The following is a 1,663-nucleotide window of genomic DNA, read 5'->3' on the forward strand; positions in this document are numbered from 1 at the left end:
CGCGCTGGGCGTCGGTCTCGCGCTCGGCCGTCGCGCGGAGGTCGGCGACCTCGGTGCGCGTGCGGAGGAGGAGCGCGGCGGCCTCGCGCTCGGCGTCGCTGCGGAGGCCCTCCGCGCGGTTGTCGGCGCGCTCGTGCAGGTCGTCGGCCTCGCGACGGGCGGCGTCGAGGATCTGCGCGGCCTGCGCCCGTGCGGAGTCCACGAGGTGGCGGGCGGTCGCCTCGGCCTCGGCGCGCTGCGCGTCCGTCTCCTCCTGGGTGGCGCGGCGGAGGCGCGCGGCGTCGGCGTCGGCCTGCGCGACGAGCCGCGTGGACTGCTCCTCTGCGACGCGGAGGGTGGCCTCGAGCCGGCTGCCGAGTCCGGCGAACGTGGGGCTGCCGACCTCCTCCAGCTCGTCGCGCAGCTCCTGCTCGCTGCGGCGGAGGCGCTCGGCCTCGGCGCGCAGCTCGGCGCCCTGCTGGTTCGAGCGGATGAGCTCGCGGCGCAGGTCGGCGACGGCCCGGTCGACCTCGTCGCGGTTGTAGCCGCGCATGGCGGGGCTGAACGGCGTGTCGTCGTGGGGCACGGGGAGACTCCTTCGCGGGCGGCTCGCGCACGCCGGGCGGGGCGCAGCAGGTGCCGATCCTACCGAGTCGGCCGTCGCCGTCCCGGTCCCCGTCCCGGTCCCGACGGGCCGCGGGGGAGGCGCTCCCAGGGTCGTCCGGTATCCTTCGATGTCGTCGTCGTCCGCCGCCGGTCCGCCCACAGCACGGCGGGTACGTCGCGAGAGCACCCGTGCTCGTCGGCCGCCGCGGTCGGCACCCCGACCGCCGAGCACGCAGCCGGGCCCGCGACGACACGAGAGGAGACACCCGTGCGATTCGTCCTGGCGATCGCGACCTTCGTGGTCGCGGCCCTCATGATCGGGCTGGGTATCGCCCAGCACACCTTCCTGGCGGGGCCCGACCGCATCACCGCGGCCACGTCCTCCGCCGGAGGCGCCGCCTACACGATCGTCGACGGCGCGACGCTCAACGCGCACCCCGGCCTGCAGGACACCGTCGTCCGCGGCGACGGCGAGGTCTTCGCGGCGTACGGCCCCACGGCCGACGTCGAGGCGTGGGTGGGCAGCAGCCCGTACACGCGCATCGCCATGGACGACCAGGGCGCGCTGACCAGCCGGGTCGTGGAGCCGGAGGCGAGCACGCCCACGCCGTCCCCGACCCCGTCCGCCGACGCCTCCGGGACCGACGCGTCCGGGACCGACGCGTCGGGCACCGACGCCGAGGCCGCGCCCACCGTGACGGACCCGCGCGGCTCCGACCTCTGGCTCTCCGAGCAGACCGGCGACGGCGAGGTGTCGCTCAGCACCCGGCTCCCGGACGACGTCAGCCTCATCCTCGCCACGGACGGCCAGGCGGCAGCGCCCGCCGACGTCGAGCTCTCGTGGCCGTCCGAGGGCGAGTCGCCCTGGGTGGTCCCGCTGGTGGTGGGCGGAATCGTGCTGCTCGTCGTCGGGCTCGTCCTCTACCTCCTCGCGCTGCGCCACCTGCGTCGCAGCCGCGGCCCGCGCCGCAACCTGCCGCCGCGCGGCGGGCCGCGCATCCCGCGGATCGGACCGGCCGCCCGTCGCGCGGCCCTCACTGCCGGGAGCGGGACCGCTCCCGCGCAGCCCCGCGGCCGC

1 protein-coding gene and 1 pseudogene are annotated in these 1,663 nt (G+C 77.4%); one reads left to right on the forward strand and one right to left on the reverse strand.

Annotation, left to right across the window (positions count from 1 at the left end; genetic code table 11):
• Positions 1-565, reverse strand: a 565-nt coding sequence (locus DZG00_RS15280; RefSeq protein ID WP_119455812.1) for a DivIVA domain-containing protein, incomplete at its 3' end; no start/stop codon positions are given.
• A gap of 288 nt (positions 566-853) precedes the next feature.
• Between DZG00_RS15280 and DZG00_RS15285 the strand changes: the two are divergent.
• Positions 854-1,663, forward strand: a pseudogene (locus DZG00_RS15285) (hypothetical protein); the annotation flags it as partial.

Source organism: Clavibacter lycopersici (genome assembly GCF_003576405.1).
Lineage (GTDB): Bacteria > Actinomycetota > Actinomycetes > Actinomycetales > Microbacteriaceae > Clavibacter > Clavibacter lycopersici.